The sequence below is a fragment of the Acinetobacter sp. NBRC 100985 genome (assembly GCF_000241225.1).
Taxonomy (GTDB): Bacteria; Pseudomonadota; Gammaproteobacteria; order Pseudomonadales; family Moraxellaceae; genus Acinetobacter; species Acinetobacter venetianus.
The window spans coordinates 110,500-133,507 of sequence record NZ_BAEB01000001.1 but is presented as its reverse complement, the minus strand read 5'-3'; the positions used below and the strand labels follow the sequence as shown (position 1 = coordinate 133,507).

Below are 23,008 nucleotides of genomic sequence, written 5' to 3'. Positions count from 1 at the left end.
TTTTACTTATCCTCATCCTATGATCACATCCTCAACATCTGAAGCAGCACAACTTTTAAAACAGGGTCAAGTGCTCGCCTATCCAACTGAAGCAGTTTGGGGCTTGGGTTGTGATCCATTGAATGAACAAGCGTTTCAAAATATTCTCGAACTGAAGCATCGCCCAATAGAAAAAGGCGTTATTTTATTAGCTGGCCATTTAAATCAAGTAGAGCACTTACTACATCGTCTCAGCGCTGAAATCCGTCAGCAAGTCATTGCAAGTTGGTCAAATCGTCAACCAACCGAGCGTGCAACCACATGGTTATTACCAGCGGATGAACAGATTCCAACATGGATTAAAGGACAACATCCTTTAGTGGCTGTACGTGTTACGACTCATCCTTTATGCGTCGAGTTATGCAATCATTTTGGTGGTTTTATTGTCTCGACGAGCGCCAATCCTGCGGGTCTTAATCCAGCCCAAAGTCTGCACGAAACAGAAAATTATTTTGGTAATTCGCTCAATTATTTAGAGGGTGAATTAGGGCTTAGCCAACAACCAAGCCGCATCCTCAATGCACTCACTGGTGAAGTCATTCGAGCATAATCAGTGAATTTCACACAAAAAAAAGCTCAGTTATATAGGGATAACTGAGCATAAAAAGGATGTGTAAATCACATCCAGAGGGTTCATCAATTTGGTTAGCAACTGCTTCATTCTAAAAACGAATCAGCTCGCTATGGAAAGTATTATGGATCAATCGTTCAACTTATACAAATATATTATTTATCTAACAAAAAATGTGAAAAGCGCACCATTTTTGTCAGTTTTCAAATTTCAATAAAATTATATTTATATTTTTATTCAGCTTTTTTTTGATCGTAAATTTCGACATTATTGAAAATATATTTGTAAATCATATAGAAAGAATGAACGCCTAATAAATAATTTGGTGCGTTTGTTGCTATTTTAAACAAACACACCTCATCATTTCATATTTAAGAAGCCGTTTCAACTAACTGTGAAGGTACTTTCATGGTTTTCTTCTGTGCCATTATGATGCCGACTAGGATCATCATCCCACCAATCGTATGGTAGATTGTCCAATGCTCAGATAACCAAAGACTGGCAATGATTGCGGTAAATACTGGCATAAGATTCATAAAAATACTGGTACGGTTAGGGCCAATTGCTTGAACAGCCACCATCCACAATAAAGGCGCAATCAATGATGGAAAAACACCTGCATATAGCACGCTTGCAGCATTGTCAGCATTAATCCCATCTAAGCCAAACCAAAGTAAAAATGGTACGTGATACAACAACGCAAAGCCAATTTGTACATAAAGGCTGGTCAATAGCGGCAGCTTTAATTGCCATTTTTTGAGGAATACGCCATAGAATGCGTAGAAGCTAACCGCAACCACCATAACAGCATCGCCCCAGTGTCCACCCTGCTCAAATAAGCTGGAGATATGCCCCTGACTCATCACATAGATCAGACCTGCAAATGACAGTAAGCTGCCAAAGATTGCAAAGCGATTTGGCACATCTTTTAAGATCAGATAGGAAATAAAAATAGTAAAGACTGGAACAAAGGCATTCACAATTCCCATGTTGGTCGCCGTCGTATAGTGGGCAGCGGTATAAGACAGCCCTTGATATAACACCATCCCAAACGCACTCAACACGGCCAGTTTACCTAAATCTTTTCCAATCACCGCGCGTTGCTTCCACACTTTTGGCAGCATGAAAGGCGTTAAAATCAGAAAAGCGACAAACCAACGATAGAAGCTGATACTTACAGGTGAAATATAATCAGCAACATAACGCGTTACAGCGATATTAAGCGACCAAATTAACACTGCAATCAGTGGCAAAACAAATGCCCACTTTTGATATTTACTCAACTGAACCATCATCAATCTCAGCACATTTATCTGATGTGTGTATTGTGAAAGATGTCTAATTTAATTGAAATATCGTATTTCAGACATTTATATCGCAGTTACGACATGTGAATTTTAGAACAGATCCCATGTTCGCATCGCGTGCTCAACCACTTTATGCAGTTGCTCTACATTTGCGCCATCTCTTGCTTGTATGGTGAGTCCCTGTAAAACAGTGGCATAGAAATCCGCTATTTCTTGTAATGGTGCGGTTTCTACAACATCCCCCTCTGCGACGGCTTGTTGTAAACGCTCAAGTAATTTTTGTTTGGTCTTGAGCCTTTTTTCTAAAATATTGTGTTGCACCTCTTGAGCATGATCAGAACAGTTCATCGTCGCCACAACTAACATACAGCCCGAAGGTTTATCTGGCTGTGCCAAACGTTGCACGTTATCGTAAAGAAACAACTCAAAAGCAACTTTGGCAGTTTTAGCTTCTAAAAAAATGGCTTCAATTGGACAGGCTTCGTGTGCAAGATAATAATCGATACATTTATAAAACAGCGTCGTCTTATCTCCAAAACTACTATATAAACTCGGCGCAGTCAGTGCCAAAGCTTGTGTGAGATCACTAATCGAAGTTGCTTCATAGCCATGCTCCCAAAATAACAACATCGCTTTTTCTAAGGCCTGTTGCTCATCAAAGCACTTTGGACGTCCACGCTTCTTTTTTGCTGGATGATCACAAGGTTCTTGTTCAGATACATTGTTATTTGTCATAAGGGTTACACATTATTTTATAACGATCATTATTAAATTAATTGACGCATCAATTTTTATCAACTATTTTATTTTATAACAATTGTTATAAAAATATCCCTATCGCCTAATTTTATTATCAAAATTCTGATAATAAAGGAAACTTTTATGGAACATACTCCCTCTCCCGAAGCTCCCCCCACAACGGTAACTCAAACTCAAGGTAGTTGGTTCGCGATCATGGCTGTCGCAATCGCAGCTTTTGCTCTTGTGACCAGTGAATTTCTGCCCGTTGGTGTGTTAAACAGCGTTGCAACTGATCTCAATATTTCAGTCGGTACGGCAGGTTTGATTATTACCTTACCTGGGGTTATGGCAGCGCTTGCAGCACCATTACTCCCGATCGCCGTCAAACAACTTGATCGTCGTTATGTACTCATTTTACTGACAGCGATCATGGTCATTGCCAATACCATTACAGCTTTTGCAGATAGCTTCCACGTCTTACTCTTGAGTCGATTGGTTCTTGGTATTTCAATTGGTGGCTTTTGGGCAACGGCGATTGCTTTAAGTGGAAAACTCGCACCCGCACATTTACCAATTGCCAAAGCTACAGCGATCGTGATGGCTGGTGTGACCTTCGCTACGGTACTTGGCGTGCCGATTGGGACATGGTTAAGTGAATTTTATGGTTGGCGAAGTGCATTTGGTATCACGGCGGCGATTGGCTTAGTGGTCTTAGTGTTACAACTGATTTTCTTACCAAAACTTAAACCAGATTCAGCCATTCATCTCCGTGATTTACCTGCATTGCTCCGCGAACCTAAAGCACGTAGCGGGATGCTGATCGTGCTGCTAATTGGTTTAGCGCATTTCTGCGCTTATAGTTACCTTGCACCCTTCTTTAAAAATATTGCAGGATTTGATGGTACAACGATCAGTTCACTGTTATTGCTGTACGGGATTGCAGGTATTTTTGGTAATGCTTTTGCAGGTTATAGTGGTAATTTAAATGTGCGCTATACCCTCGCCTTTGTCGGCATTTGTTTTACCATCGTATTCTTTGGTTTCCCAGTTTTTGCAATACATGAGTTTGGTGCTATTGTTTTAACAGCATTATGGGGCTTTGCATTCGGTGCATTCCCAACTTCAGCCAATATCTGGATGTTTGTACACGCACCAAATGCCGTAGAAAAAGGTATGCCATTATTTGTGGGATTGTTCCAAGTCATGATCGCAACAGGTTCACTTCTAGGTGGTTATGTCGTTGATCATTTCAATGAAAATATCTTAATTTATGGTGTGATTAGCTTTGTCGCATTAGCATTACTCAGTATTTTCACCTTAGCCAAAGGTTTAAATAACCCGAAAATTACCTGTGAAAATTAAACGTTGAGACCTCAAATGAAGCGTGCTGAGACTGAACAATTTCCCTTTCTGAATGGTATAGAAGTGCATGAATTTCTCTACCAAAAGGATGATGTTGTCAGTCCACATTCTTCACTTTGGGGTGACTTCAATTTTAGTTTAAATGGCACTTTAGAATTTGATATCGAAGGACAATACTACCTGTCCCCACCGAGCTATGGGCTTTGGTTACCACCTCGCACTGAGCATCAGTCACTGCCTGTAGAACATGAAATTCACTATATCTGTATTCGGCTACATCCTAGATATGGTCAAGCGTTGGGGTTGAGTTGCCGCTGTTTTAGCATTGAGCCTTTTTTTCGTTCTTTAGTGCTACAAATTTTGGAGCAACAAAAACAACAGGCTCAACCTGAATATCTCGAACACCTATTACAAGTTTTATTTGATCAGTTGAAACAAGCACCAGCCTATTCACATTATTTACCGCAAAGTACACATCCCATTCTCGCGCCAATTTTAGAAAAACTATCTGCACCAAACTCCTTTCATCAAAGTCTCCAACAAGTGTTGCAGCAGTTTTCAGTCAGTGAACGGCATATCCTTCGTCTTAGTCAGCAAGAATTACAACTTTCTCTCTCGGAGTGGCGTAATCGAGCGAAAATCATCTTTGCGATCAATCAAATCCGTGAAGGTATGACTATTAAACAACTCGCATTTGCTTTGGGTTATCACCATAGTTCTAGTTTTATCGAGTTCTTTAAACGCTATACAGGGCAAACGCCGATTCAACTAAAAAATGCATCCATTTAAATCATCCTCAATTTAAAATCAAAAACACAGTATTCATTATTTGTATACATTCCGAATATGGGCATTGCACTTAGCTTGAATAGCAGTTAAAACAATGATGTTTTGCTACAACAACAAATTAGGACATATCTCATGAGCCAATCGGTTTATCACATTCCAGTTAAGGACATCAAAGGTCAAGATGTTGATCTAGATCAATACCAAGGCAAAGTTCTATTGATCGTGAACGTTGCATCAAAGTGTGGTTTAACGCCTCAGTACGAAGGTTTAGAGAAGCTATATCAAGCAAAGAAAGATCAAGGTTTAGAGATTCTCGGTTTTCCAGCAAATAACTTCTTAGAACAAGAACCTGGTACGAATGATGAAATTCAGCAATTCTGCTCGCTGAACTATGATGTGCATTTCCCGCTTTTCGCAAAAATCTCAGTTGCTGGTGATGACAAGCACCCACTTTACCAAACCTTAACGCAAGCAATTCCTGAGCGTACTGGTGAAGGTCCTTGGTGGAAAGATCTTGTTGATTATGGCTTAACACCAAACAATCCACCTGAAGTATTGTGGAACTTTGAAAAATTCCTCGTGAATAAAAATGGGGAAATTGTTGCTCGTTTTGCACCAGATATTACTGCGGATGACGAACGTATTGTGAGTGCAATCGAGGCTGAATTAGCAAAATAAATCAAATATTTATCGATATACATTTAAAAAAGCATGTTTAACATGCTTTTTTTATATCCATTATTTATGCATAGTTTTATCATTTTCGAACACCTCATCCACATTATTTTAGCAACTTTAGGTTTAAATCATTTCATCGGCACTTCCTTCACATATAGGTGAACCATGAAAAATATTGCTAAAATTCTAATCTTATCGTTATCTACAGCAATCACGGTTCCTGCTTTTGCGGCACCACATGACCATTCACCACAAAAAGTCGTTAAACACTCTCAAGCACCTCAACATTCAAATGCGCAAAAGAATAAAGTTCATCCGTCTAAAGATTGGAAAGTAGGACAGAAAGTCCCAAGTGCATATCGCGGACAAGGTTATAAAATTAACTACGCCCAATACAAACACCTGCATAAACCTGCTAAAAACCAGCAATGGATCAAGGTCAATGGTGACTATATTTTAATTAATGTCTTAAACCATTCGATTATCAAAATTTTAAATGGTTAATGATCTAAGGTAGTACACAAGGGACAGTTCATCGTGACTGTCCTTTTTATTTACAAATTGTTTGCTCTTTGCAAAAACCCATTCCCTCTCCACACTTTTTTATTATAGTGAGCGTCCTTTTTATGATCTGGTATTCGTTTAGCCATGATGGATAAATTCTCTATCAAAGCCCTTCTTTCAAGCATGACTCTGCTTTCAGCATTCGCCTTGACTGGTTGTGATCAAGCACCACAAGAAGATCATACGAATATCCAATCAGAACAGGCTACTGAACAAAATATGAGTGATGAAATTATTCAATCGAGCTCTGCTCAAGACACGCAAAATCTAAGCAAAGGCAATATGTTGAATATTGCTCGTGATATTGCAAAATTACAGCTCGAAACTGATGACTATATTGCTTTGCTAAAACAATCTCAAAATAGCTTAGAACAAGCAATTCAAAATAAAAATGTGCAACAACTGAAAGCAACGTCAGGCGATCTAAATCAAGAATTACATGGTCTACACGATACGTTGCTTTCACTTAATTTAAAAAGTAATGAAATTGATCAAATTCGCCAAAATCTTCTCGTTGCCAATCAACAGTTACTCAACATGCCGTTGCTTCATGGTCAATTTGATCTTGCTAAAATCAACTTTGAGCAGATTGAGAAACAATTGAATACTATCCAAATGGATATGGTGAAGTTAGCAAGCTTAGTTTTAAAGAGTACCAATAACACTCAAAATTCAGCAGCATAAACTTTCATTTTCAAACTAATAAGAATACTAAGATTGCGATGGAACTTTAAATCGCCTATCCATCGCGGTCATTTGTTGATGTGATCTTCTATGAGCATCCGATTGCTCTAAAGACGAGAGTGTCAGGCCATACTGAGTCATTTTTTTATATTTTTCCAACTCAAGATTAAGTTCTTGAACACGTTGTTTTAGTTCGATCGATATAAATTGACTGGATTGTGCCAAAGCCACCCAACCCGCTTGAATCTTATATTTTGGATTGTCGTGTGCCAGTTGTTTTTCAATCCATTGATACAATTTTTCAGCACGCTGATGTGCTTCAAATTTATAAGCAAATAACGTCGTAGAAAGTACAAGTTCAGGGATTTTACCCATTAACTTCATTTCAACTTGTCTTAGTTGATAAGCATATAAATCAACACGGTATTTCAATAAATTGTGATTGAACCACTCTGCAAAATCGATGAGCAAGTACATCAAATGATCACGTTGCATTAGCAACTGCTGCTTTTCTTGTAAGGGCTTACGCTGCTCTATTTTTTGAATCCGCCATGTTCGATAAACTGCAAAACTACCTACCACAAAAGCGCCAATCGAACCTGAAACAATACCACCGATTGCAGCGCCAATCGCCAAACTATTTTTTACCAAAGATTGATTCGGCTTATACTGCCAATCAGGGCGGATCGATAGTTGATGTCGAGTTTTATTAAAATTACGATAAACTGCAAAGCCAGTGCTCATCAAAGGAACAGGCAGATAATCATCTACATGTCCTGAACCTTGCAGACTATTTTGTGCCGTGCGTTGTACGGACTCATAACTCAGCGCTAAATCAGCAAAGACGGATGGATAATGTTCCTGTAAATCGGCCAACTCAATATTCACAATGATCGCAATATGTGGATGACTTTTTGCAAAGTCCTCAATGCTCTCCCGCTCCAAACTACATTTCACCTGCATTGGCGTTCCATCAACAATCAGATCAAAACCAGCTAAATGAGCATGTTCTACAAACTCAATGCTATGGCCTTGTTGTGTTAAGTTATACGCGACTTGCTGTTTTGCGAGATAGGATGAAAGCTGTAACAGAGCAGCTTGATGATCGAAATTTGGCGCTGGAATTTGTTTTAAATTATAAAATGCTTCTGGTTCACCATTTGAGGCTGTCACTAGAGCATCTAAAACTAATGGGTTAATCTGTAAATAATTCCAAATAAACCCAAGACTATGACTCGAAGCATTGACACCTCTCACTAATTTCAAATCTCGATCTGAAAAGATAGTCTGCAACGCATGATTTGCAACTTTGTGGCGATCTAAATGCATCACAATTTCTTGATTATTAAGTAATTTAGGTGCTGTTTCTACAATGTTTTTATAATAAGGGATGCGAAATTCATCTGCTGATAGCCAATGATTGAGTGAATAACCAATCTCTTTTAGCTTTTGTTGAATATCAGAAAAAGGATTTTCCCCATTAATTGCTTCAGCTTGCAAAGTTTCAGGCAAGATCAATGACACTGCCCAATGAGTGAGCTGCTGATAGCGTGCTTGTTGTTGAATTTGATCTAAGTTTCCTAGATGTTCTAAAGCCTCAACCACATCACTGTGCCCTTGCTCATTCACATAATGATTTCGACTTAAAAGACAATGAATAAAGTTGTAATAAACCTGTTCAGGCTGCGCAGGTTGCTGTTGTAACAATTCATGATAGTTTTCTATTGCCGTTGGCCAATCTGCCAAACGATAGGACAACTCAGCCAAAGCAAGCGTCAGTTGAATATCATCATATTCATCCTTGAGCTGTTTTAAGATACTCAACTTTAATGCGCTATCTTTACATTGATCTAAATGTGCAATGATCTCAGCTCTCTCACTGGCGCTCAATGCTTGCTTGGCATATTGCAATCTAAACAGTAATCCTTGCTCAAACCATTCATAACGATACGCATGTTTTGAATAATGACGAATGAAGACTTGATCAATAAGAAGGATGAGTCTTAACGAACATTGAATATCTTCGGCTGTATGATGTTGAAAAGACCAATGCTTCGGTAATATCTGATGAAAAAATTGAGTGTAAAAACTTGCTGTTAATTCAGGTTGAGCCAATGTCACGAGCTTCAATTGATCTTTTACGGATAAATGATGCCCTTGTTGTTCAATGCGATCTAAACGCAACTTTAAGACATTGCTTGCTAACATACACTTCCTAATCGAATTTTTATAAGCGCTATTTATTAAATAAAAACTGAGATCGACAACTTAATAATTTCTCTAAAGCACCATCTTATTATGTTTTTGGCGAATAAAAAAGCCACCTTACGGTGGCTTTCTCAATCTTAAATCAACACTGATTAAAGTGCGCGATTCTTGATTTTACGAATCGTTTCAAGCTGAGCTGCAGTTTCTGCAAGCGAAGCTAGTGCAGCGGCAGAATCCAAATCACTCTTTTGATTTGCAAGCAATTGTTCAGCTTGTTTACGAGCTTCTAAAATTGCTACTTCATCTAAGTTGTCAGCACGGATTGCAGTATCTGCAAGAACCGTAACAACATGAGGTTGAACTTCTAACACACCGCCTGATACATAAACGATTTCTTCTGTACCATTTTCCAACTGAACACGAATCGGGCCAGGTTGGAGTAAAGTTACGAGTGGCGCATGTCCAGGTAAAATACCTAATTCACCGCCCGCACCTTTTGCGATTAACATCGTAACTTGTCCAGAGTAAATCGACTCTTTAACACTTACGACATCACATTGCATAGTCGCCATGAGATGATCTCCTTAAATTAGAGTTTCTCAGCTTTAGCAATCACTTCGTCAATACCACCAACCATATAGAACGCTTGTTCTGGGATGTGATCGTATTCACCAGCTAATAGACCTTTAAAGCCACGAATCGTTTCTTTAAGCGGTACTAATTTACCAGGAGCACCAGTAAATACTTCAGCTACGTGGAATGGTTGAGAGAAGAAACGTTGGATTTTACGCGCACGGTAAACAACCAATTTATCTTCTTCAGCTAACTCATCCATACCCAAGATTGCGATGATGTCTTTAAGCTCTTTATAACGTTGCAATACGTTCTGTACAGAACGTGCAATTTCATAGTGCTCTTGACCAACAACTAATGGGTCTAACTGACGTGAAGTAGAGTCTAGTGGATCGATCGCTGGGTAAATACCAGAAGATGCGATGTCACGGCTCAATACTACTGTTGCATCTAAGTGAGCAAACGTTGTTGCAGGTGATGGGTCAGTTAAGTCATCGGCAGGTACGTATACTGCTTGGATCGATGTGATCGAACCAGATTTAGTAGACGTAATACGCTCTTGAAGAACACCCATTTCTTCTGCAAGTGTCGGTTGGTAACCTACCGCAGATGGCATACGACCTAACAATGCTGATACTTCAGTACCTGCAAGTGTATAACGGTAGATGTTGTCGACGAATAATAATACGTCACGACCTTTACCATTTTCGTCTTTTTCATCACGGAAGTATTCAGCCATGGTCAAACCAGTTAACGCTACGCGTAAACGGTTACCTGGTGGCTCGTTCATCTGACCGTAGACCATTGCTACTTTGTCAAGAACGTTAGAATCTTTCATTTCGTGATAGAAGTCGTTACCTTCACGAGTACGCTCACCAACACCAGCGAATACAGATAAACCTGAGTGCGCTTTAGCGATGTTGTTGATCAACTCCATCATGTTAACGGTTTTACCAACACCCGCACCACCGAATAAACCAACTTTACCACCTTTCGCGAACGGGCAAAGTAAGTCGATGACTTTAATACCAGTTTCTAAAAGATCAGTAGAAGCTGCTTGTTCAGCATAAGAAGGTGCTTGACGGTGAATCGGTAAACGCGCTTCAGTCGCTACAGGACCTGCTTCATCGATTGGGCGACCTAATACGTCCATGATACGACCAAGCGTAGCAGGACCTACAGGAACAGAAATCGGTGCATTTGTGCTAGTTACATTAAGGCCACGTTTAAGACCTTCTGTAGAACCCATTGCGATGGTACGAACAACACCATCGCCAAGCTGTTGCTGAACCTCTAAAGTAGTTTCAGTACCGTCAACTTGGAGAGCGTCATAGATCTTAGGAACGCTATTGCGCTCAAACTCGACGTCGATAACCGCGCCGATGATCTGAATGATACGACCGCTACTCATTGCTGTCTCCTCAATTCAAACTTAATAATGTTAAACGGCAGCGGCACCGCCAACGATCTCGGAAATTTCCTGAGTAATCGCGGCTTGACGCAGCTTGTTGTAAATGAGTTGTAGGTCTTTAATCAATTGTCCTGCGTTGTCTGTCGCTGCTTTCATCGCGACCATACGAGCTGACTGCTCACATGCAACGTTTTCAATCACACCTTGATAAACCATAGACTCGATATAGCGAACCAACAAACCATTTAACAATTCTTCTGCTTCTGGTTCGTAGATATAGTCCCAACCATAAGTACGGTTGAGATCATCGCCTTCTTCTGCTGGTGCTAAAGGAACAAGTTGTTCTACTTTAGGCTGCTGAGTCATTGCATTAACGAAGCCATTTGATACGAGGTAGATACGATCTAATTCGCCCTTATCAAATGCATCAAGCATGACTTGTACTGAGCCAGTTAACTGTTCCAAGCTTGGCGCATCGCCAAGTTGGGTAGTTGCACCAAGCACTTTACCGCCGTAGCTTTTAAAAAACGAAACCGCTTTTTGACCAATCAAAGCAAATTCAACTTCAATTGACTGCTCTTGTTGTGCTTTGACATGCTGCACAACTTTCTTGAACAAGTTAATGTTCAAGCCACCTGCCAAACCACGATCTGAAGACACAACGATATAGCCAACACGCTTAACAGGGCGGTCAACCATATAACGGTGTTTATATTCAGGGTTTGCTTGTACCAAGTGAGCAATTACACGGCGCATATTATCGGCATACGGACGGCCCTGAGCCATGCGCTCTTGCGCACGACGCATTTTCGAAGCAGCTACCATTTGCATCGCGCGAGTAATCTTTTGCGTGCTCTTGATACTAGCTACTTTGGCGCGAATTTCTTTTAAATTTGCCATACGCTTAACCTAGTATTCGAAAGCTCTTTCGAGCCTTCGAAGGTTGATCCGTGAACCAAACTTAACTAAAGATAAACTTAGTAAGTTTGAGTCGCTTTGAAGCTCTCAATACCTGATTTGATCGCTGCTTCGATGTCTTTGTTGTAATCACCAGTTTCATCGATCTGTTGCATTAACGCAGCATGTTCAGAACGGAAGTAAGAGATTAACGCAGTATCAAAGTCTACGATTTTCTTCACTTCAACGTCAGCCATGTAGCCTTCGTTAGATGCATATACAGAAACAGCTTGGTCAGCGATAGAGTAAGGAGCATATTGTTTTTGCTTCATTAACTCAGTTACGCGTTGACCATGTTCAAGTTGCTTACGAGTTGCTTCGTCAAGATCAGAAGCAAACTGAGCAAACGCAGCCAATTCACGGTATTGCGCTAAAGCGGTACGGATACCACCAGACAATTTTTTGATGATCTTAGTTTGAGCAGAACCACCAACACGAGATACAGAGATACCCGCGTTCACAGCAGGACGGATACCTGCGTTGAATAATGATGTTTCTAAGAAGATCTGACCGTCAGTAATCGAAATTACGTTTGTAGGTACGAATGCAGATACGTCACCAGCTTGAGTTTCAATAATCGGTAATGCAGTTAAAGAACCAGTTTGACCTTTAACTTCGCCGTTAGTGAATTTCTCAACATAGTCAGCAGAAACGCGAGAAGCACGTTCAAGAAGACGAGAGTGAAGATAGAATACGTCACCTGGATACGCTTCACGACCTGGTGGACGACGTAACAATAATGAAATTTGACGGTAAGCAACAGCTTGCTTAGACAAATCATCATAAATGATTAACGCATCTTCACCACGATCACGGAAGTATTCACCCATTGTACAACCAGAGTACGGAGCTAAATACTGCATTGCTGCAGGATCAGCTGCCGCAGCTGCGACAACAGTTGTATACGCCATAGCGCCAGTTTCTTCTAGCTTACGTACAACGTTTGCAATTGTTGATTGTTTTTGACCAATCGCAACGTATACACATTTAATGCCAGAGTTTTTCTGAGCGATGATCGCATCGATCGCCATTGCTGTTTTACCAGTTTGACGGTCACCAATAATCAACTCACGCTGACCACGACCTACAGGGATCATGGTATCAACTGATTTATAACCAGTTTGAACAGGTTCGTCGACAGACTGACGCCAAATTACACCTGGTGCTACTTTTTCAACAGCATCAGTAAGTTTTGCATCAATAGGGCCTTTACCATCAATTGGATTACCCAAAGCGTCTACGACACGGCCAAGAAGTTCAGGACCAACTGGAACTTCTAATACACGACCTGTACAACGAGCTTTTTGACCTTCTTGCAGGCTTAGGTAGTTACCTAAAACAACGGCACCCACTGAATCCTGTTCTAGGTTCAGTGCCATACCAAATAAGCCGCCGTCGAATTCGATCATTTCACCGTACATTGCATCCGCAAGACCGTGAATACGCACGATACCGTCAGATACCATGACGATGGTACCTTCGTTCTTAGCGGTCGCGCTGGTGTCCAGATCGCCGATACGCTGTTTAATGAGCGCACTGATCTCGGATGGATTCAGTTGTTGCATTGCGCTATTCCTCAATCTTTTTTAAGTTCAGTCTTTTTGCAATTACGCAAGAAGACGAGTCCGCATTTTTTCAAGCTTGTTAAGCGCAGAGTCATCTATCACTTGGTCGCCTGCACGAATCACAACACCTGCGATTAACGCTGGATTAACGCTAACAGTAACATGAACTGTTCTGTTGAAACGTTTTTCAAGCGCATGAGCTAAAATGTGCTCTTGTGTCGCATCAATTGGGAAAGCAGATTCAACTTCTACTTCCAATGTGTTGTTGTTCTGCGATTTAAGTAATTCGTATTCTGCTTCGATTTCAGGCAATAAAGTTAAACGATCATTGTCTGCAAGAAGTGTCAAAAAGTTCGACACTGATTGAGATTGATCTTCACCTAAAACCTTAGCAAAAAGACCTACTTGTTCCGCAGGAGTCAGCTCAGGGCGATTTAAATAAGCGGAAAATGCTTCATCTTGCACCGCAGCACTGAGCAGTTGTAACGCATTTGACCAAGCGTCAGTTGCATTCTGCTCAGATGCATAAGCAAATGCTGCTTTGGCGTAAGGGCGTGCTAACGTCAAGAGTTCAGCCATATTCGCCTCGCTTAAAGTTTAGCAGCCAGCTGAGTCAGCATGGCATTATGAGCTTCTGCGTCAACTTGTTGGTTCAGAATTTTTTCTGCGCCAGCAACTGCCAAAGCAGCAACTTGTTGACGTAATTCTTCGCGAGCAGCATTGATATCTTGATCAACAGTTTCTTTCGCCTGTTGACGAATACGCTCACCTTCAGCTGATGCTTGGGTACGAGCTTCTTCTACCAATTGTGCTGCACGACGGTTCGCTTGTTCGATCAATTGAGCCGCTTGTGCTTTTGCTGCGTCTAACTCTGCCTTAACTTGTGCTTGCGCATCAGCAAGGTCAGCTTTTGCTTTTTCAGCAGCATTTAAGCCATCAGCAATTTTACGCTGACGCTCACTAATCGCATTGATTAGTGGTGGCCAAACAAACTTCATGCAGAATGCGACGAACATCGCAAATGCAATTGCTTGACCAATCAATGTGAGGTTGATATTCATTTCGCTATTCCTCAATATGTGGATTTAGGAATTAAGCTATTAACCTACAAATGGATTAGCGAAGATGAAGAACAAGCCAATACCAACACCGATCATAGGCACAGCATCAAGAAGACCCGCGATTAAGAACATACGAGTTTGAAGTTGTGGAGCCAATTCTGGTTGACGAGCAACAGCTTCTAAGAAGCGACCACCTAAAAGACCGAAACCAATCGCAGTACCTAAAGCACCGAAAGCGATCAAGATAGCAGATGCAATTGCAACTAGACCTAAAGTGAGTTCCATGAAAAATTCCTCAGAGGTTAGGTTATTACCAAATTAAACTAAAATTTAAGCCCAACCATCAGGTGATAGTTAGGCAATACCATTAATGCTTTTCGCTTGCCATGCTCAAGTAAACGATGGTCAGCATCATAAAAATAAATGCTTGCAGCGTGATTACAAGAATGTGGAAGATAGCCCAAGGCACAGATAACGCCCACTGGATCCAGAACGGCAATAATGCGATCAAGATGAAGATCAACTCACCCGCATACATGTTACCGAACAGTCGTAGAGCCAACGAAACTGGACGAGCAAGGAAAGTTACTAATTCCAAAATTAAGTTCACTGGAATCAATAACGCTTTTGCAACTGGGTTACTTGGGTTAAATGGGTTAAGTGCCAATTCACCGACGAAACCGCCGATCCCTTTTTCACGAATACTATAGAACAAAATTAACGCAAATACTGACAACGACATACCTAAAGTAATGTTAGGGTCAGTAGATGGAACAACCTTGAAGTAAACGTGGTGAGGGTCCATACCAAATACGCTTGCACCAATTTGTTGAGCTAGATAAGGAATCCAGTCAACAGGAATCAAGTCCATTGCGTTCATGAGGAAAATCCACACGAAAATGGTCAATGATAAAGGAGCAATTAAGCGTGATTTGCCGTGGAAAGTATCACGTACACTTGAGTCTACAAACTCGATAATCATTTCAATTGCAGACTGGAATTTAGTTGGAACGCCCGCATTTGCAGCTTTCGCAACTGTCCAGAATAACAAACAGAAAATCACACCAAGTCCGATAGACCAACCCATTGAATCCAAGTGAATTGCAGTGAACCCCATCGATTGAGCTTCTTCAGCAGTCTCAGCTAACTTCCATGTACCATCAGGCATTTTGCCATAGGTCATATTGGTCAAGTGATGCTTGATATACTCGGTCGAAGTCAGGGCATGTTCTTCAGCAGCCATAAATCACACCTGGTCAATGTCAATCATTAAAAAGGAGAGAAACGAATCTTGCGGACTGCAATGACCCCGCTTCTACTCCCAAAAATCTCAAATGTGTTTTACCCTCGTTTTTGTAGTCGCGACACCCAAAATGGCGCGACCCACGACATCGCTTGTACGAGAATAAATCCACTAAACAATGCAACCGGTGACAGCGGTTTAACATTGCTCAAAATTAATATAAAACCCACGATCACAATCGCAAACTTACCAAGCATCCCTCGATACATGTTCAGCATGACTTGTTTTGATGCTCTAGCGCCTGCCGTTCTAAACGACTGCCAAGCAAAATAACAATGTGCCAACCAACATACCAAAGCTCCAAGCGCAGCACTTAACGCGGCAGTTGTATCTTTAATCGCCCATGCAAGTAATGCTGCAACAGGAATCATACATGCTTGTAAGAAGACCAAAGCTTTTGCTAATCGTCGGTCAATCATGCGACTAGTTCGGCTCATTTTTTACCCACTTACAGCGTAACTGCTTGACAAGTTTTGTTGATGATCGTTTCGAATCGCAGGCATTATAGAGTTACACCCCTGAACATGCAATCTTTTCTCGACTTAAGTCTGCTTTTTTCGTTACCATATTTTCTGACGATAGAGTCAACTCATTTTTATTTTTTTCATCATTTTTGCGCACTTAATACGCACTTATCGGTTTTTGAAGCCAATTTTTTCCAAGCAGTCACGAAATTGTCTTCTCCACGCATACTTTCATCGACTGACTCGAAAACTAATGGGTTCAGTTTCTGATATTGACTTGATGTTGCTGAAATTTCAGCCAATAAACACATTTGTGTCTTCGGACGGTTATCTTTTAAGTATTTTATTTGAGCAGCTGTTGGCGCAATATGAGGGTCATCCGTAAGCGCACCTGAAAATTTTAGATTTAAGGCTCTTTCAAGATATTGATAGGCATCGTGATAAGACCAATATGGCTTGGCTTTATTCGAACTATCGAATTGTTGTGATGCTTGTAACATCTGCTGAGCAAAGTCTTTGGCATTGGCAAGATATTTTGCCTTATTTTCTGGATACTGTTGCCCACGTAAAGTCGCGATGAAGAACGCAATACGAACGGCATTATTTGGCTCTAGCCACACATGACTATCAATCGTATTCGGTAAAGCATTACCACGCAAACTACGTAGTGGTAAAATTGTTAAAATGCCTGAGTCTAAAAGTGCAATCGCCTTTTTGTTCTGCCCGAGTAGTTTTTCTAAGGGTGCTTCATGAACCTTGCCCAACCAAATCACCAAAGAAGCATCTTGAATTGCCTTACGATGTGCTGGTGTAAGTTGTACATCATGACCACTTTGATCGCCCAATAGCAACACAGGCTCTTCTACATCTTTGGTCACTTCTTTCGCAATCAAGTAAATTGGATGTGTTGACACAACTAAACTTTGCGTCCACCCCCATGTACTGAACATCGAAACGAAAACAAAAATGAGAAAGCGGGACATCACAGTATTACTCAAAAAGCTAAGCATGTTATAATATAACAAAAGTGAATGATTGCCTACGTCTATTTTTTGCTTCACCCAGCTACCTATATTGATGTCTACTATATAGATAGTTATAAATGATTTGCATGGTATGATAGCTGCAAAACAATGAGGACAACTTATGAGTTCTTGTTCACATGAACATGATAATGCTTTACACGGTGTTCACGGCCATCATGATATCAAAGCTCGACTTGCTGAAGCAGAGATTCTTTGTACTGCGGTTGGTGCACGCCTCACACCTTTACGTAAAGAAGTGCTTGAACTCATTTTAAATGCCTCTGCACCAATGGGTGCTTATGACTTATTGGCAAAAATAAAAGGTCAAGCAGATCGCCCTGCTGCCCCACCTACAGTTTATCGAACATTGGATTTCTTATTAGAAAAAGGCTTAATTCATCGCCTCACTTCTATTAATGCCTATATTCCATGTTGTCATCCACGCGAAGGGCATCAGGCAGCATTCTTAATATGTACTGAATGTCATTCTGTAAAAGAAGCTTCAGCTCAAGGCTTAATTCAACAACTTGATCAACTTGCTGCCTCAGACCAATTTTCTGCTCAACACAGCATTATTGAGATTTCAGGAAAATGTCATCAGTGCAGCACACACCAGTAACACCACCCATCATTCGATTAGAGAATATTTCTGTTCGTCGAGATGAACGGGATATTTTGCGTAATGTCGATTTCGCTTTACAGGCAAAAGAGATTGTGACGCTTATCGGCCCGAATGGTGCTGGCAAATCGACATTAATTAAAATCTTGCTTGGCATTATGTCGCCAAATAAAGGAAAGGTTCATTTTTCTAAAAAATTAAAAATGGCTTATGTACCACAGAAGTTCAACCCTTCTGCTAGCCTTCCTTTACGTGTGCAAGATCTACTGGATTTAGAAGTTTGCGAAAGTAATCTTCGTCAAGAAATTGTTCGCGATACAGGTATTCAAAAACTACAGCAATCCAAGGTACAGCAACTTTCAGGTGGTGAACGTCAACGCGTTCTTTTAGCCCGTGCTTTACTCCGCCAACCTGATATTTTAGTGCTTGATGAACCAATGCAAGGTTTAGATATTCAGTCCGAAGCAGAACTTTATGAGTATGTTCGTAGCTTACCTGAACGTTATGGTTGTGCAGTACTGATGGTTTCTCATGATCTGCAATGGGTCATGCAAGGTACTCATCGTGTTGTATGTCTAAACAAACATATTTGTTGTAGCGGTCTACCTGAGAGCATCCAGCAGCATCCAGAGTATCAAGCGATTTTCGGTACGCAACGAATGTTCTATCAGCATCACCATAATCATTGTGGACATAGCGACCATGCTGAACCCTGTTCACATGACCCTCGCCCACATATTCATCCCGAACCAAAGGTCTAAGCCATGATGGAATGGTTACAACTGCTCTTACCTGCTTGGATCATGGGGAGTCTGTTAGTTTTTCTCACCGCCCCTCTCGGCTGTCTGATGCTATGGCGAAGAATGTCTTTCTTTGCCGACACGATGGCACACGGTACTTTGCTCGGTGTGGCAATCGCAGGAATTCTACATTTACCCTTTTGGCTGGGGGTTGGCTGTTTAGCCGCGCTGTTAGTGGCAATTTTATGGATTTTGCATGATTCACGCTTACCCAATGATGCGCTGCTTGCACTCTGTTCAGCCACACTTCTGTGCTCAGGTTTACTACTGATTCAGCAAGTGCCGAGCTTACGTCCTGAATTGCTCAGCTATTTATTTGGTGATCTATTAAGTATCGAATGGGCTGATTTACCCATATTTGCAATCGTGATTAGTGCTGCACTTGTCGTACTCTATCGCGCTTGGTCTGCACAAATTCAAATTGCGATTGATCCAGATATTGCCATGAGTGAAGGGGTCAATGCGAACTGGCAACGCCTGATCTTTATGTTGCTACTCGCATTATTTACCGTCCTCGCTTTACGTGCCGTTGGCTCATTGCTTATGGGCGCACTACTGGTTATTCCTGCACTAAGTGCCCGTTTACTCGCGCACTCACCCAAACAAATGGTGATTTGGGCTTTTGTTTTGGCACAATTTGGCGTAACTGTCGGTTTATGGTCGAGTGCTGCCTTAAATATCGCAACAGGTTTAAGCATTGTGTTATGTATGGCACTTACTTTCGCAGCAATTTTTGCAGCGCAAAAATTTAAATCAATCGCACCTTCGTCAGTAAGTGATTAACTCGCTTGCTGAATGGCACTCAGCAATGCTGCCGCACAGCTAAACATCACAGCAAAACTACGATTTAAATATTTTTGTTGTTTCGGTGAGCGAAGCAACCTCAATATTTTCGATGCAAGTCCTGTATAAGCTGCCATCACGATCAAATCAATCATCACCATCGTGATTGCCATGATCAGATATTGCAGCCATTGTGGTCGACTTAAATCTAAAAACTGCGGCAGTACAGCCAATAAAAAGACGATCGCTTTGGGATTACTCATATTGACGATAAAGCCTTTGAAGACCAATACCGAAGCTGATGTATTTTTCTGTTCAGTTTGTATATCAATCGTTTGAACAGGTGCAGTCCACTGCGCATAAGCCAAATACAACAAATAAATCACACCAAACCATTTCACGACTTGGAATGCCCAAGGCGTTGTGGCAAAAAGTACCCCCACCCCTGCTGCGACAATCAAAATTTGAATGATTAAAGCCAGTTGAAGACCAATCGCATTCCAATAACCATGTCTAAAGCCATAGTTCAAGCCACTCGACATCGATGCGATAGCACCTGCTCCCGGAGAGAGACTAATCACCCAACACGCCAACATGAAGGCAAACCACACTTGAAAGGCCATAATTAAACAGACAAATAAAAGTGGAATTATACCGTTTTATTGCCGCAATTTGCTGCTATTTCATACAGTAAAAAAGAATAAATAAACTATTAAGCAGCAACAACATCAGGCACAATATTTCTTTTTGTCGTCTTTCTAAAAATAACTGAGGAGATATTAATGACTGCGCAATCTGTCATTCTTCCATTACCTTCTGATCATGCACGTTTTATTGTTTTACGTTTAAAAAATTTAACCGTTTCTGAATTAAAACAACAAATTGAAGCATTACTATCGACTCGTGACCGTTTAATTACCCAGCATCCAAATGATCAGATCAAAACAGCCATCGCTTTTGGTCCTGAGCTTTGGGCAAAACTTTATTCAGAAACGCCTCAAGGTTTTAAGCAACTTGATCCTCAGCAAGGTGCTTTTAATATGCCTGTCGTTCCTGCGGATGTGTTTATTCATATTGCCAGCGCAAGAGCAGATATTTGTTTTGCAATTAGCCAAGCTTTCTTTCACGACATTCAGGATAAAGTTGAAGTTCTAGATGAGCGTGCCTGCTTCCGATTCTTTGATGGTCGTGATATGACAGGCTTTATTGATGGTACTGAAAACCCTCAGTTCCCAGATGATCGTGCTGAAACAGCACTGCTTCCTGAACAAGCCAATACTTTTGCAGATGGCAGCTTTATCTTTGCACAACGCTATATTCATGATTTAGCGAAATGGCAAAAACTCAAAGTCGATGCACAAGAACATGTTTTTGGTCGCACCAAACTTGAATCAATCGAGTTAGATGATGACGTAAAACCTGAGAACGCACATGTTGCGCGAACTGTGGTTGAAGATGAACAAGGTGAAGAAATGGAAATCTTACGCCACAGCTTGCCTTATGGTGATGGTAATGGTGAGCAAGGTTTATTTTTCGTGGCTTATACCAATGACTTAACCATTATCGATGCCATGCTACAACGCATGTTTGGCACATCAGGTGACGGCATCCATGATCGCCTATTGCATTTCACTACAGCAATTGATGGTGCGTATTACTTTGCGCCAAGTGATGAGTTACTCGAAGAACTTTTAGAGGCGTAAAAAAAGGAGCATTAAGCTCCTTTTTTCGTTCTATTAAAATGGAATTCGCTTATAACGACGATATTCTGGATGCCAAAAAGACTCTTCGATTTTTTGCTTCAGCAACTCATCATTGATCATCACAGCAACGCCATCCTGAATCGCAGCTTTTGCAACATCAAACGCAATCACTTTTGAAACACTTTGAATCTCACCTAATGACGGTAATAAATCAGCCTGCGGATCTTGAAGCAATGGCGAGCAATCTGCCAATGCACGACTCGATGCCATCAACATATTCTCAGTGATTCGAGTCGCCCCACTCGCTACAACACCCAAACCGATACCTGGGAAAATATAAGAGTTATTGCATTGTGCAATGTGATACAACTGACCGTGATAGTTCACTGGAGCAAATGGACTACCTGTTGCAATTAAGGCTCGCCCTTCCGTCCATTGCACGATATCTGCTGGAACAGCTTCAACACGAGAAGTTGGGTTAGACAAAGGCATCACGATAGGACGTTCACAATGCTGTGCCATTGTCTTAATAATTTCTTCAGTAAAGAGTCCTGGTTGTCCAGAAACACCAATTAATACCGTCGGCTTGGCATTCTGTACAACATCCAGCAATGAAATCACTTCATCGATATTTGCCCATTGCTCTACGACCTCACCCTTTTGCGCCAACTTACGCTGGAAATCGAGTAAATTTGGCTGATTTTCAGTAATCAATCCAAAGCGATCTACCATGAATACGCGTGCACGCGCTTCAGCATCAGTCAAACCTTCTGCAACCATTTGCAGGATGATTTGCTCTGCGATACCACACCCAGCTGAACCAGCGCCTAAGAATGTTACAACTTGATCTTTTAACTGTTTGCCAGCAGCTTTACTTGCCGCCAATAAACTACCGACTGAAACCGCAGCCGTGCCTTGAATATCATCATTAAAGCAGCAGATTTTGTCACGATACTTTTCTAAAAGCGGCATCGCATTTTTTTGCGCAAAATCTTCAAACTGGATTAACGCTTTAGGCCAACGACGCTTAATTGCAGTAATAACATCATCGACAAAGTCATAATATTCATCACCACTAATACGTGGCTGACGCCATCCCATATAAATCGGGTCATTTAACAATTGTTGATTATTGGTTCCAACATCAATGGTGATCGGTAGCGTATAAGCTGGGCTAATCCCACCACAAGCGGTATAAAGTGACAACTTGCCGATTGGGATACCCATACCACCAATCCCTTGGTCACCCAAACCTAAGATCCGCTCACCATCCGTAATCACAATGACTTTTACATTGTTTTTATTCACATTTTGCAAAATATCTTCGATAAAATCGCGATCTGGATATGAAATGAAAATACCACGATGACGGCGATAGATATCCGAGAAACGCTGACATGCTTCACCCACCGTCGGCGTATAAATCACTGGCATCATTTCTTCTAAATGATTTTCGATCAGATGATAGAACAACGTTTCGTTAGTATCTTGAATATTGCGCAAATAGATGTGTTTATTTATATCGTCATTAAATGCACAGAACTGTTGATACGAGCGCTGGCTTTGTTCTTCTATGGTCTCAATAATATGAGGCAGTAAACCGTGTAAATTAAAATTGCTACGTTCTTCTTGGGTAAAAGCAGAACCTTTGTTGAGTAGTGGTAACTCTAAAAGTGTATAACCTGCATAAGGGATGTAAAGAGAGTGTTTATTTGGGTTTCCTGATGTCATTGCCTATCTCATTTGCCTGCTTAGCATCTGAAAAGTATGTCTTTCATACTTTGCAAAATGCTTTGTACCT

General features: G+C 41.0%; 25 protein-coding genes. 10 read left to right on the top strand and 15 right to left on the bottom strand.

Features of this window, described 5'->3' with window-relative positions; translation table 11 throughout:
• Window positions 1–19: 19 nt before the first annotated feature.
• Window positions 20–589 (top strand): Sua5/YciO/YrdC/YwlC family protein, encoded by a 570-nt coding sequence (locus tag ACT4_RS00675; RefSeq protein WP_007478621.1) that lies wholly within the window; start codon window positions 20–22, stop codon window positions 587–589.
• A 392-nt stretch (window positions 590–981) separates the two neighbouring features.
• Here ACT4_RS00675 and ACT4_RS00670 read toward each other — a convergent pair whose 3' ends face one another.
• Both ACT4_RS00670 and ACT4_RS00665 read right to left on the bottom strand, forming a co-directional pair.
• The gene (locus ACT4_RS00670; RefSeq protein ID WP_007478619.1) at window positions 982–1,902 is read right to left on the bottom strand and encodes a DMT family transporter; all 921 of its coding nucleotides are present in this window, start codon (window positions 1,900–1,902) and stop codon (window positions 982–984) included.
• A 105-nt stretch (window positions 1,903–2,007) separates the two neighbouring features.
• Window positions 2,008–2,652: a TetR/AcrR family transcriptional regulator gene (locus ACT4_RS00665; protein ID WP_004881974.1), complete on the bottom strand. Its 645-nt coding sequence runs from the start codon at window positions 2,650–2,652 to the stop codon at window positions 2,008–2,010.
• 147 nt (window positions 2,653–2,799) lie between these two features.
• Here ACT4_RS00665 and ACT4_RS00660 point away from each other — a divergent pair, with 147 nt between their 5' ends.
• From ACT4_RS00660 to ACT4_RS00640, 5 genes are all read left to right on the top strand, one after another.
• Entirely contained in the window at window positions 2,800–4,020 is a 1,221-nt protein-coding gene (locus ACT4_RS00660) for an MFS transporter (protein ID WP_007478617.1), read from the top strand.
• A gap of 15 nt (window positions 4,021–4,035) precedes the next feature.
• Window positions 4,036–4,809 carry a helix-turn-helix transcriptional regulator gene (locus ACT4_RS00655; RefSeq protein ID WP_007478615.1) on the top strand — a complete coding sequence of 258 codons (774 nt, stop codon included), beginning with the start codon at window positions 4,036–4,038 and terminating at the stop codon, window positions 4,807–4,809.
• Window positions 4,810–4,941: 132 nt separating this feature from the next.
• On the top strand, window positions 4,942–5,487 hold the full coding sequence (locus tag ACT4_RS00650; protein WP_007478613.1) for a glutathione peroxidase: 546 nt from the start codon (window positions 4,942–4,944) through the stop codon (window positions 5,485–5,487).
• Window positions 5,488–5,652: 165 nt separating this feature from the next.
• The gene (locus ACT4_RS00645; RefSeq protein ID WP_007478612.1) at window positions 5,653–5,991 is read left to right on the top strand and encodes an RcnB family protein; all 339 of its coding nucleotides are present in this window, start codon (window positions 5,653–5,655) and stop codon (window positions 5,989–5,991) included.
• Window positions 5,992–6,135: 144 nt separating this feature from the next.
• Window positions 6,136–6,735 (top strand): hypothetical protein, encoded by a 600-nt coding sequence (locus tag ACT4_RS00640; RefSeq protein WP_007478610.1) that lies wholly within the window; start codon window positions 6,136–6,138, stop codon window positions 6,733–6,735.
• A 27-nt stretch (window positions 6,736–6,762) separates the two neighbouring features.
• Here the strand turns inward: ACT4_RS00640 and ACT4_RS00635 are convergent, their stop codons facing one another.
• The 11 genes from ACT4_RS00635 to ACT4_RS00585 all read right to left on the bottom strand — a co-directional run bounded on the left by ACT4_RS00635 (window position 6,763) and on the right by ACT4_RS00585 (window position 17,260).
• The gene (locus tag ACT4_RS00635) at window positions 6,763–8,943 is read right to left on the bottom strand and encodes a hypothetical protein (protein WP_007478609.1); all 2,181 of its coding nucleotides are present in this window, start codon (window positions 8,941–8,943) and stop codon (window positions 6,763–6,765) included.
• A 152-nt stretch (window positions 8,944–9,095) separates the two neighbouring features.
• Entirely contained in the window at window positions 9,096–9,515 is a 420-nt protein-coding gene (locus ACT4_RS00630) for a F0F1 ATP synthase subunit epsilon (protein ID WP_007478608.1), read from the bottom strand.
• Between the two features lie 17 nt (window positions 9,516–9,532).
• Complete coding sequence (atpD, locus tag ACT4_RS00625) at window positions 9,533–10,927, bottom strand: F0F1 ATP synthase subunit beta (protein WP_004680053.1); 1,395 nt, start codon at window positions 10,925–10,927, stop codon at window positions 9,533–9,535.
• A 30-nt stretch (window positions 10,928–10,957) separates the two neighbouring features.
• Window positions 10,958–11,827 (bottom strand): F0F1 ATP synthase subunit gamma, encoded by an 870-nt coding sequence (gene atpG, locus ACT4_RS00620; protein WP_007478603.1) that lies wholly within the window; start codon window positions 11,825–11,827, stop codon window positions 10,958–10,960.
• Window positions 11,828–11,904: 77 nt separating this feature from the next.
• Window positions 11,905–13,449: a F0F1 ATP synthase subunit alpha gene (gene atpA, locus ACT4_RS00615; protein WP_004881993.1), complete on the bottom strand. Its 1,545-nt coding sequence runs from the start codon at window positions 13,447–13,449 to the stop codon at window positions 11,905–11,907.
• A gap of 42 nt (window positions 13,450–13,491) precedes the next feature.
• A complete protein-coding gene (locus ACT4_RS00610) occupies window positions 13,492–14,028 on the bottom strand; it encodes a F0F1 ATP synthase subunit delta (RefSeq protein WP_004881995.1) in 537 nt (178 codons plus the stop codon).
• An 11-nt stretch (window positions 14,029–14,039) separates the two neighbouring features.
• Entirely contained in the window at window positions 14,040–14,510 is a 471-nt protein-coding gene (locus ACT4_RS00605; protein ID WP_004881997.1) for a F0F1 ATP synthase subunit B, read from the bottom strand.
• Window positions 14,511–14,549: 39 nt separating this feature from the next.
• Window positions 14,550–14,795, bottom strand: coding sequence for a F0F1 ATP synthase subunit C (gene atpE / locus ACT4_RS00600; RefSeq protein ID WP_000424060.1), 246 nt, complete (start codon window positions 14,793–14,795; stop codon window positions 14,550–14,552).
• 82 nt (window positions 14,796–14,877) lie between these two features.
• A complete protein-coding gene (gene atpB / locus ACT4_RS00595) occupies window positions 14,878–15,753 on the bottom strand; it encodes a F0F1 ATP synthase subunit A (RefSeq protein ID WP_004674085.1) in 876 nt (291 codons plus the stop codon).
• 98 nt (window positions 15,754–15,851) lie between these two features.
• Window positions 15,852–16,250 (bottom strand): ATP synthase subunit I, encoded by a 399-nt coding sequence (locus tag ACT4_RS00590; protein ID WP_007478356.1) that lies wholly within the window; start codon window positions 16,248–16,250, stop codon window positions 15,852–15,854.
• 170 nt (window positions 16,251–16,420) lie between these two features.
• Window positions 16,421–17,260, bottom strand: a complete 840-nt coding sequence (locus tag ACT4_RS00585) for a metal ABC transporter substrate-binding protein (protein ID WP_007478354.1) — start codon at window positions 17,258–17,260, stop codon at window positions 16,421–16,423.
• A gap of 163 nt (window positions 17,261–17,423) precedes the next feature.
• Here ACT4_RS00585 and ACT4_RS00580 point away from each other — a divergent pair, with 163 nt between their 5' ends.
• Genes ACT4_RS00580 through znuB form a run of 3 tightly spaced genes read left to right on the top strand, consistent with a single transcriptional unit; the run spans window position 17,424 to window position 19,504 of the window.
• Complete coding sequence (locus ACT4_RS00580; protein ID WP_004882003.1) at window positions 17,424–17,921, top strand: transcriptional repressor; 498 nt, start codon at window positions 17,424–17,426, stop codon at window positions 17,919–17,921.
• Complete coding sequence (gene znuC, locus ACT4_RS00575) at window positions 17,894–18,682, top strand: zinc ABC transporter ATP-binding protein ZnuC (protein ID WP_007478351.1); 789 nt, start codon at window positions 17,894–17,896, stop codon at window positions 18,680–18,682. The genes ACT4_RS00580 and znuC overlap by 28 nt, the downstream gene beginning before the upstream one ends.
• A gap of 3 nt (window positions 18,683–18,685) precedes the next feature.
• Window positions 18,686–19,504 (top strand): zinc ABC transporter permease subunit ZnuB, encoded by an 819-nt coding sequence (gene znuB, locus ACT4_RS00570; RefSeq protein ID WP_007478348.1) that lies wholly within the window; start codon window positions 18,686–18,688, stop codon window positions 19,502–19,504.
• Here the strand turns inward: znuB and ACT4_RS00565 are convergent.
• Entirely contained in the window at window positions 19,501–20,127 is a 627-nt protein-coding gene (locus ACT4_RS00565; protein ID WP_026094177.1) for a LysE family transporter, read from the bottom strand. The two genes, znuB and ACT4_RS00565, sit on opposite strands and share 4 nt — an antisense overlap.
• Window positions 20,128–20,286: 159 nt before the next feature.
• On the opposite strand from ACT4_RS00565, the gene ACT4_RS00560 reads away from it, so the two are divergent.
• Complete coding sequence (locus tag ACT4_RS00560) at window positions 20,287–21,207, top strand: Dyp-type peroxidase (RefSeq protein ID WP_007478345.1); 921 nt, start codon at window positions 20,287–20,289, stop codon at window positions 21,205–21,207.
• A gap of 33 nt (window positions 21,208–21,240) precedes the next feature.
• Here the strand turns inward: ACT4_RS00560 and ACT4_RS00555 are convergent, their stop codons facing one another.
• The gene (locus tag ACT4_RS00555; RefSeq protein ID WP_007478344.1) at window positions 21,241–22,938 is read right to left on the bottom strand and encodes an NAD-dependent malic enzyme; all 1,698 of its coding nucleotides are present in this window, start codon (window positions 22,936–22,938) and stop codon (window positions 21,241–21,243) included.
• Between the last annotated feature and the right edge of the window lie 70 nt (window positions 22,939–23,008).

Coding starts and splice junctions, on each gene's coding strand:
- ACT4_RS00675 (WP_007478621.1), top strand. CDS start 20: ATGATCACATCCTCAACATCTGAAGCAGCACAACTTTTAAAACAGGGT.
- ACT4_RS00670 (WP_007478619.1), bottom strand. CDS start 1,902: ATGGTTCAGTTGAGTAAATATCAAAAGTGGGCATTTGTTTTGCCACTG.
- ACT4_RS00665 (WP_004881974.1), bottom strand. CDS start 2,652: ATGACAAATAACAATGTATCTGAACAAGAACCTTGTGATCATCCAGCA.
- ACT4_RS00660 (WP_007478617.1), top strand. CDS start 2,800: ATGGAACATACTCCCTCTCCCGAAGCTCCCCCCACAACGGTAACTCAA.
- ACT4_RS00655 (WP_007478615.1), top strand. CDS start 4,036: ATGAAGCGTGCTGAGACTGAACAATTTCCCTTTCTGAATGGTATAGAA.
- ACT4_RS00650 (WP_007478613.1), top strand. CDS start 4,942: ATGAGCCAATCGGTTTATCACATTCCAGTTAAGGACATCAAAGGTCAA.
- ACT4_RS00645 (WP_007478612.1), top strand. CDS start 5,653: ATGAAAAATATTGCTAAAATTCTAATCTTATCGTTATCTACAGCAATC.
- ACT4_RS00640 (WP_007478610.1), top strand. CDS start 6,136: ATGATGGATAAATTCTCTATCAAAGCCCTTCTTTCAAGCATGACTCTG.
- ACT4_RS00635 (WP_007478609.1), bottom strand. CDS start 8,943: ATGTTAGCAAGCAATGTCTTAAAGTTGCGTTTAGATCGCATTGAACAA.
- ACT4_RS00630 (WP_007478608.1), bottom strand. CDS start 9,515: ATGGCGACTATGCAATGTGATGTCGTAAGTGTTAAAGAGTCGATTTAC.
- atpD (WP_004680053.1), bottom strand. CDS start 10,927: ATGAGTAGCGGTCGTATCATTCAGATCATCGGCGCGGTTATCGACGTC.
- atpG (WP_007478603.1), bottom strand. CDS start 11,827: ATGGCAAATTTAAAAGAAATTCGCGCCAAAGTAGCTAGTATCAAGAGC.
- atpA (WP_004881993.1), bottom strand. CDS start 13,449: ATGCAACAACTGAATCCATCCGAGATCAGTGCGCTCATTAAACAGCGT.
- ACT4_RS00610 (WP_004881995.1), bottom strand. CDS start 14,028: ATGGCTGAACTCTTGACGTTAGCACGCCCTTACGCCAAAGCAGCATTT.
- ACT4_RS00605 (WP_004881997.1), bottom strand. CDS start 14,510: ATGAATATCAACCTCACATTGATTGGTCAAGCAATTGCATTTGCGATG.
- atpE (WP_000424060.1), bottom strand. CDS start 14,795: ATGGAACTCACTTTAGGTCTAGTTGCAATTGCATCTGCTATCTTGATC.
- atpB (WP_004674085.1), bottom strand. CDS start 15,753: ATGGCTGCTGAAGAACATGCCCTGACTTCGACCGAGTATATCAAGCAT.
- ACT4_RS00590 (WP_007478356.1), bottom strand. CDS start 16,250: ATGAGCCGAACTAGTCGCATGATTGACCGACGATTAGCAAAAGCTTTG.
- ACT4_RS00585 (WP_007478354.1), bottom strand. CDS start 17,260: ATGTCCCGCTTTCTCATTTTTGTTTTCGTTTCGATGTTCAGTACATGG.
- ACT4_RS00580 (WP_004882003.1), top strand. CDS start 17,424: ATGAGTTCTTGTTCACATGAACATGATAATGCTTTACACGGTGTTCAC.
- znuC (WP_007478351.1), top strand. CDS start 17,894: ATGTCATCAGTGCAGCACACACCAGTAACACCACCCATCATTCGATTA.
- znuB (WP_007478348.1), top strand. CDS start 18,686: ATGATGGAATGGTTACAACTGCTCTTACCTGCTTGGATCATGGGGAGT.
- ACT4_RS00565 (WP_026094177.1), bottom strand. CDS start 20,127: ATGGCCTTTCAAGTGTGGTTTGCCTTCATGTTGGCGTGTTGGGTGATT.
- ACT4_RS00560 (WP_007478345.1), top strand. CDS start 20,287: ATGACTGCGCAATCTGTCATTCTTCCATTACCTTCTGATCATGCACGT.
- ACT4_RS00555 (WP_007478344.1), bottom strand. CDS start 22,938: ATGACATCAGGAAACCCAAATAAACACTCTCTTTACATCCCTTATGCA.